This is a genomic window from Flavobacterium sp. PL11 (assembly GCF_035985025.1).
Classification (GTDB): domain Bacteria; phylum Bacteroidota; class Bacteroidia; order Flavobacteriales; family Flavobacteriaceae; genus Flavobacterium.
Map to the genome: position 1 here is coordinate 24,056 of NZ_JAXCIA010000035.1, position 8,235 is coordinate 32,290.

The following is an 8,235-nucleotide window of genomic DNA, read 5'->3' on the forward strand; positions in this document are numbered from 1 at the left end:
TTTAAAATGCGATTTTAACATTAACACCATACGATTTTCTAGATGGCAAAGAGCCATATTCAAAACCTTGTCCATTACCAGATGTATACATAGATTCTGGATCAACATTTGGTAAATCCTTATTAAAAGTAAATAAGTTTCTTACAAATGTTGATATATAAATTGAACTAATTTTTGCGCCACTATATAAATTTTTTGGCACTGAATATCCCAAACTCACCTCTCTCAATTTTACGTAAGAAGCATCATAAATAAATGGAGCTGGAGTGTTTTCAAATACATTACCCCAATAAGCCTGAGGACTTATGGGCTTAGTATTTTTTTCATATATTGGGTTAGCCTCAGTACCTTTATTCACAACTCCGTTTGCAACATATCCTGCAGTTGGCACCCAAGATGTTGGGTTGAAGGCTGGATCAGTGGCAAGCGCTTGTGCTCTTGCTGCATTATAAGCATCTCGGCCTTCTGTAGTAACATCTAAAAGTCCTTTACCTGCAGCAACAGAATTTGTCATAGAATATACATCCATACCAAATTTCATATCTATTAAAAATTGAAGTGTAACTCCTTTATAAGAAAAGCGATTAGTCAAACCAGCTGACCAATCAGGTAACCCTTTTCCTAATGCTACCTTTTCATCAGTGTAAGTAGGAAGACCATTTGCAGCAAGAATCATTTCACCCGAAGGTGTTTTTTTAAAATCTTTACCTATTATGGTACCATAAGGTCCACCAACTTGAGCTACTATGGAAGCACCTGCCCAGCGGGCTTCAGAGATAGTATACGTATTTATTGAAGGATGTAACGAAACGATTGAATTTTTATTCTTTGAAAAATTAAGATCTACTCCCCATTCAAAATTTGCTGTTTTTATCGGTGTTCCAGATAAAAATATTTCAACACCTTGATTGCGAAGTTTACCTGCATTTACAGAAATATACTCGTACCCTGATGTTGCAGAAGATGGTAAATCAATAGTTTGGTCTGCGGTATCCTCACGATATATAGTTATATCCGCTTTTAATCTGTTTTTAAAAAATGATGCTTCTACACCAAATTCAATTCCTGTCTTAGATTGATACGTCAAATCAGGATTAGGTGCTGATGAATTTTTAATATTTACAACGCTACCTCCATTGTAAGAAGAATAAGTTGTATAATTCAAAGCGTTTTTATACGCTCCAGGTGCATTAGAAACTTGTGCCCATGAAGCTCTTAACTTACCATACGAAAACGAATCATTTTGTAAATCTAAAGCATCAGAAAAAACAAAACCTAATGATGCTGCAGGATAAAATGCATCAGTATTAATCACACTAAACCAGTCATTTCTGCCCGTAAATTCAGCATATAGATATCCTTTGTAATCTAATTTGGCAGAACCATAAACTGAATTAGTTCTGGTCTTTACTTCAGAAGGTGCATTTTCTGATTGGGTAGAGAAATTACTAATATATTCTGTTCCTGGTTCGATAATATTAGTTCCAAACCTAGAATTTTGTTCTCTCTTGAAATCTCTTCTGCTTGCCCCCAAGATTCCAGAAAACGTTAAATCATCAACTAACTTAATATCACTAAAATTTGCAATAATATCAGTATTCATTTCAGAAACAGTAATGCTTTCAATTCCTAAATATCCATTTTCTCTTCCAGGCCAAGTGCTACCGGGTGCAATAAAATCTTTAGAACCAAAAACATAAGTGTCTAAACCAGTTCTAAAAGTTAGTGCAGCCCATTTTTTTAACTGATACGTTCCAGACAAATTACCCATAAAACGATTTTTTTTAGAGGCGTTATGATTTTCAGCCACAACAAAATAGGGATTTAATAAGTACGGACTATTATTCCATTTATATATTGATCCATCTGCTGGGTTTTGATAATTTTCCAACCAAGCTTGATCAATGTTTGGTGACAAATTACTGATAGAATAGCCTAAATTATTAGGAGAGTCACCTAGACCTGGCCTATTTGCCGTATTTTCTACCATATAATTTACATTTGTATCTAATGTGAATTTATCAGATTTAATCGTTGCACTCACACTTGCATCATTTCTTTCTAAACCAGAGCCCGGAACCGTATCGTCATTTTTTAGATTGTTATATCCAAAACGAACAAATGCGTTTTCACTACCACTAAAAAGCGCAATTCCATTAGTTGCAGTAACTCCTGTTTTAAAAAAATCTTGAATATTATTTTCAACTCTAGCATAAGGTCGCATCGAACCATCAAATATTTTAACTTGTTGTCCTATTGTATTTGAAAATTTTGGACCCCAAGCACTAGTGGTATAGCCATAAATTTCTGTAGGTGCTCTGGCAGGATCCGGCAAAGCTCCATTTGATCCTGTACCATATTCTGTTTGATAATTTTGATATTTTGCATTTACGACATCAAAACTAACACCGCTCGTAAGTTCAATTTGCAATTTTCCTTTACTTCCTTTTTTTGTGGTTATTAAAATCACACCGTTTAAAGCTCTAGACCCGTATAATGCTGCAGCAGCTGCACCTTTCAAAACAGTTAAACTTTCAATGTTATTAGGATTAATACTAGAGATTCCGTCTCCACTATCTCTACCATCAAAATATTGTCCGTTTGCTGCATTATCATTTGATAAACCCGAATTATCAATTGGAATTCCATCAACTATATATAGTGGTTGGTTGCTTTCACCTATACTTGATATACCTCTAATAATTACTCTAATACTTCCACCTGCACCTGTAGCAGGAACAGAAACATCTACACCAGCAATTTTACCTGAAAGTGCTGATGCCACATTAGTAGTAATTACTTTGCTTAATTGATCCCCTTTAAGTTCTTGAACTGCATATCCGAGTTCTTTTCTCTGTCTTTTAATACCTAAAGCAGTGACAACGACCTCATCTAAACCTTCAGCTTCTTCAATAAGAGAGATGTTAATTATTGATGATGCTTTTATTGCTACTGACTGTGTTTTTATACCAATATAAGAAAACTCTAATATTTGCCCGTCAGCACCTTGTATACTGTAATTTCCATCATAATCAGTTTGAGCGGCATTCTTAGTTCCTTTTACAATAACATTTACACTAGGTATAGGCTGCCCATTTTGATTTGTCACTAAACCTTTTATTGTTTTATCTTGTGCAACCATAAAATGGGCAGTTAGTAAAACTAGTAATATTGTTAAAATTTTCTTCATAATTATTAAGTATTTTGTTAGTTAAAACAAACTTATTGTTAAATTTTTGATAATAAAAACTAAATAAACTAACGACATTGAATCATCTACAAACAACATTTATTGTCGCATAATCGTAAATAACTTACGATATAATAGTTTTATTAAATAGAATTTATTTTATTTAGCTCCTCATTTAGAAAAGATCAATAATTAACTATATTACAACAGAAAAAAATTTGACTAAAGAAATTTATTCAAAAAAGAATAGACAACATCAAATATTAGCAACTTTAGTCCACAGTCCATAATATTGCTTTTATAACATTATTAATTAATTACTATATTGTTTTAATCGATTATTATAAAATTATAATCGAATAAGTGTAAAATTGTAAAAGCAAGAGTTTTATTTATAGCAATAATAAAATAATAATACAATGAAATTAATCTTAGTACATTAACAAATCCACAACACTTGAAATCATTAAAAAAAATAAAATTTAATTCTCAATTCAATAGTCACCTCAGTTTTTGGGTGATCTTTTTTTTAATCAATTTTTTACGCTGGGGTTCTTATTTTGATAATTATTTATACTCCTTTAAATCAAATTTAATTGAGTTTTCATTACACATACCATTTGTATATTTTAATTTATTAGTATTGATTCCTCGATATATAGTGAAATTCGAATATTATAAATATACATTAGCTTTATTCGCTAGTTTAGCTATCATTTATACAGCTAAAACAGGTTTAACTTATTATATGATTTCAGAAAACATTTGGCCAGAAGCCAATAAAATTTATCAACCATTTGAAATCAATCATATCGTTGCAGTGACTATAGGAGAGATTTACGTTCTATCCATTGCTTCATCTGTTTTCTCAACTATGAATTGGCTAAAGGAAAGAGATCGAAATGCCATTATGAAGCAAAATCAGTCTAAGATGAAGCTCAAATATTTAAAGACTCAAATACAACCACACTTCTTTTTCAACACACTTAATAACCTTTATGCCTTATCTCTAGAGTCGTCTAAGAAAGTTCCTGATGTGATTTTAAAACTATCTAGATTAATGGAATATGTCCTTTATGATATTAAAGGAACTCAAATGGTTAATTTGACAAAAGAAATTGACTATATTCAAAATTATATTGAAATTGAGAAACTTCGTTTTGAAAATATCGAAGTGGGTATAAATATAGAATCTAATATAGAAGAAATAAAAATTCCTCCGTTGTTGTTTATTACCTTGATTGAAAATGCTTTTAAACATGGAGGTCCATGCAACAATAACCTTAAAATCAAAATCAATTGTAGAGTTATTGATAATGCTATTTTAGAGTTTGAGATTATAAATAATTTTGTACTTTCACAAAGCACTAATCCTAAGAAAGGAATTGGTCTTTCTAATACCAAAAAGAAATTAAAATTAATTTTTCAAAATAAATACACTTTAGAAAAAATAATAAAATTCAATTACTATATCATTCGATTAAAAATACCTGTAAAAAATGAAAATTAAATGTGTGCTAATTGATGATGAACCACTAGCAACTAAAATTCTGGTCAATTACTTTACTAATTTTGAAAATTTTGAAATCATTGGCGTGTATCATAATCCAATTGAGGCTTTAGATTTTGTAAATAATAATGATATTGATGTCGTATTTTTAGATTTACAAATGCCTATTATTACAGGCTTTGAACTGATTCGGTTAATTGAAAACAAAACTAAATTTGTTATAACTACCGCTTTTCGAGAGTTTGCTGCAGAAAGTTATGAGCTAAATGTTTTGGATTATTTGGTAAAACCTATTCCTTTATCTCGATTTATTAGATGCATTCATAAAATTGAATCCGATTTTAATTATAAAAATAATATTAAAATAGATACACTTAAAATCGATCCACATATCTTTATCAAAGTAGACAAGAAAATGGTCAAGATAGTAATTGAAGAAATACTTTTTATCGAAGGAATGAAGGAGTATATAAAAGTGGTTACTGCAGATAAAATATACGTTACTCATAAATCTTTGACTGCTTTATCTGAAGAATTAGCTTTGGATTTGTTTATCCGAATACATAAATCCTATATTATAGCTATCGATAAAGTAAAATCTATTGAGGGAAATCGAATCCAAATTAATTCCTATACTCTTCCTATTGGTCGTAATTTTAGTAAAGAAGTAAAAAGCAAAATATTAAAATAATTAAATTTTAAGCAAAAACATTCACTACTTACAACTTATAGCATCTATGATTGTAATAAAATTTTAAAGAGATAATTTCAATTTTATTTTTTTTTAAATTTCTTAACGATATATTTACGCTCGAAAAAATAACTTTCAATTTAAAATTATGAATTCAGACAATTTGCAAACTAAATGGGGACAATTTATTTCCTTGATAATTGTTTTCTTTTTTTGGGGTTTCGTTGGATCTGCCAATGATATTTTAATTCCAGTCTTTAAAAAAGTATTTACATTATCTCAATTACAATCTCAATTAGTAGCTTGGGCATTTTATGTCGCTTATTTTGTAGGCTCGATAATCTTTTTCTTAGTCTCACTTAAGTCGGACGTATTACAAAAATTTGGTTATAAAAAAACATTATCAGCTGGACTTATTCTTTCAGCAATAGGCTCTTTCTTGTTTGTTCCAGCAGCAACAATGGAAAGTTTTCCATTCTTTTTAACCGCACTATTTACTGTAGGTTTAGGGTTTTCTATTCAGCAAATTGTTGCAAATCCATTAGCTATTAAAATGGGAAGTCCAGAAACTGGAGCGCATCGCTTGACATTAGCAGGAGGATTAAACTCATTTGGAACAACTATAGGAGCCATATTATTAGCAATTGCACTTTTTGGAATGGGTGATAATAAAAAAACAACGCTTTCCTTGGAAGACATTAAACTACCTTTTATAATATTGGGTATTGCTTTTTTACTGGTAGCCGTATTTATGTATTTTTCAAAAATCGAAGATCCAGCTAAACAAGAGGAAGCAAAAATTGATGATGCACCATCCTCTTTTAAAATATTTGACTATCCCCAACTATATTTAGGAATGTTAGCGATCTTTATCTATGTAGGTACTGAAGTAACTATAATCAGTAATTTACCAGCATTGCTGCATACAAAAGAGTTTGGAGGAATATTAGAGGATGCTATTTCGCCATTTATTGCGCTGTACTGGGGAAGTTTGATGATTGGTCGTTGGAATGGTGGTGTAAATGTTTTTAATACATCGAACTTAGTTAATACTGCACTTAAATTTATTGTTCCAGCATTAGCTTTTGGTGTCATCATTGGGGCAAACATTTTCGCTGCTCATGATGTTTCAGCTTTTTATATTTACCCACTTTGGATCTTACTTTTTATAGCCGTTAGTTTTGTGGGTGGGAAAAATGCTGGTAAAACATTAATGCTTTTTGGAATATCTGGTTTGGTAATGATGTTTGCAGGATTAGTTATCACTGATACTGAAATTGCAAAATATTGTATTATATCTGGTGGTTTATTTTTGTCAATTATGTGGCCATCCATTTTTGATCTTGCTATTGCGGGATTGGGTAAAAATACTGGAAAAGCTTCTTCTTTTTTAATAATGATGATTCTGGGTGGTGGGGTTATTCCACTTGTTCAAGGAGCAATTTGTGATTTAGATTTAACAAATCCAAATGGAATTATGGGAATTACTTACACTCATTTCTCTTATGTGGTTCCACTAGCTGGTTTTGCCTATTTAGCATTTTATGGTTTTTATTGCCCTAAAATTTTACAAAAACAAGGCGTTTATCAAGTTGCAAGCAAAGGAGCAGGTCATTAACCAGTTTGCAGTGTTCAGTGTTCAGTAAAATGAATGTAAATAAAAAACTCATTTTGTGATTTACAAAATGAGTTTTTTGCTTTAAGAAATCGAATCTTTTACAAAAATTTAAAATATCTGAGAATCTATTATTTAATGTTTTATTCAATACAAACTCGAATTACAAATTCTCAGTTATTTTGAATAAAAGCAAAAAAATCCCATTGGCCGCGCCGAATGGGATTTTATTATTTTATCAAACTGCATTTGTAAACTGAACACTGCAGTCTGTTTACTTTTTTTACTTATTTCCTTTTTCAAAATCAGCTACAAACTGTGCTAATCCTATATCAGTTAATGGGTGCTTTAACAAACCATATATTGCAGAAAGTGGGCCTGTCATTACATCAGCACCTATTTTTGCACAATTTACAATATGCATGGTGTGACGAACAGATGCTGCAAGAATTTGAGTTTCATAACCATAGTTATCATAAATCAATCTAATTTCTTCAATTAAAGCCAATCCATCCGTTGAAACATCATCTAAACGCCCTATAAATGGCGAAACATAAGTTGCACCTGCCTTTGCCGCTAATAATGCTTGTCCAGCAGAGAATACTAAAGTTACATTTGTCTTAACTCCTTTATCTGAAAAATATTTGGCAGCCATAACACCTTCTTTAGTCATTGGCAATTTTACAATAATTTGTTCGTGTAAATCGGCTAATTCCTCTCCTTCTTTAATCATTCCGTCGTAATCTAAAGCATTCACTTCAGCACTTACATCACCATCAACGAGATTGCAAATATCTACATAATGCTTTAAAATGCTATTTTTACCTGTAATTCCCTCTTTAGCCATCAACGTAGGATTTGTAGTAACACCATCTAAAACGCCTAATGCTTGCGCTTCTTTAATCTGAGCTAAATTAGCCGTGTCAATAAAAAATTTCATATTATATAATTTAATTGTGTCTGTTTTATTTTAATTTGGGCGTAACCCTCCGTAAAAACTACGGGTCGGGCTTTTCACTATATCTTTTTTAAGCTGCTTTAGCTACGCACAGCATCATAAAAAAGGATGCCGTTTCAATCCCTAACGCAAATTTGTCGCAAAATTACAACTTAAATTTACTTAACTAAATTGTTTTTGGCTCTTCGCCTAAATTAGTGGAATTATATATTTTAGGCATTTCCTAAATAATACACCATCTTTATGAAATTCTGCGAATTTCTATAACCTC

At 31.1% G+C, this 8,235-nt stretch carries 5 protein-coding genes; 3 read left to right on the plus strand and 2 right to left on the minus strand.

Going from position 1 to position 8,235, the window contains the following annotated elements; translation table 11 throughout:
* Position 1: 1 nt before the first annotated feature.
* The gene (locus RCH18_RS14360; protein ID WP_326937462.1) at positions 2-3,190 is read right to left on the minus strand and encodes a SusC/RagA family TonB-linked outer membrane protein; all 3,189 of its coding nucleotides are present in this window, start codon (positions 3,188-3,190) and stop codon (positions 2-4) included.
* 661 nt (positions 3,191-3,851) lie between these two features.
* Here RCH18_RS14360 and RCH18_RS14365 point away from each other — a divergent pair.
* The 3 genes from RCH18_RS14365 (at position 3,852) to RCH18_RS14375 (ending at position 7,009) form a co-directional block, all read left to right on the plus strand.
* Positions 3,852-4,700: a sensor histidine kinase gene (locus RCH18_RS14365; RefSeq protein ID WP_326937463.1), complete on the plus strand. Its 849-nt coding sequence runs from the start codon at positions 3,852-3,854 to the stop codon at positions 4,698-4,700.
* On the plus strand, positions 4,690-5,391 hold the full coding sequence (locus tag RCH18_RS14370; protein WP_326937464.1) for a LytR/AlgR family response regulator transcription factor: 702 nt from the start codon (positions 4,690-4,692) through the stop codon (positions 5,389-5,391). The genes RCH18_RS14365 and RCH18_RS14370 overlap by 11 nt, the downstream gene beginning before the upstream one ends.
* A gap of 148 nt (positions 5,392-5,539) precedes the next feature.
* Entirely contained in the window at positions 5,540-7,009 is a 1,470-nt protein-coding gene (locus tag RCH18_RS14375; RefSeq protein ID WP_326937465.1) for an MFS transporter, read from the plus strand.
* A gap of 280 nt (positions 7,010-7,289) precedes the next feature.
* On the opposite strand, the gene fsa is transcribed toward RCH18_RS14375, so the two are convergent.
* Positions 7,290-7,946, minus strand: coding sequence for a fructose-6-phosphate aldolase (fsa, locus tag RCH18_RS14380; protein ID WP_326937466.1), 657 nt, complete (start codon positions 7,944-7,946; stop codon positions 7,290-7,292).
* Between the last annotated feature and the right edge of the window lie 289 nt (positions 7,947-8,235).

What these genes read in the sequence shown, in the direction of transcription:
- RCH18_RS14375 (WP_326937465.1), top strand. Translation starts at nt 5,540, where the DNA reads ATGAATTCAGACAATTTGCAAACTAAATGGGGACAATTTATTTCCTTG.
- fsa (WP_326937466.1), bottom strand. Translation starts at nt 7,946, where the DNA reads ATGAAATTTTTTATTGACACGGCTAATTTAGCTCAGATTAAAGAAGCG.
- RCH18_RS14370 (WP_326937464.1), top strand. Translation starts at nt 4,690, where the DNA reads ATGAAAATTAAATGTGTGCTAATTGATGATGAACCACTAGCAACTAAA.
- RCH18_RS14360 (WP_326937462.1), bottom strand. Translation starts at nt 3,190, where the DNA reads ATGAAGAAAATTTTAACAATATTACTAGTTTTACTAACTGCCCATTTT.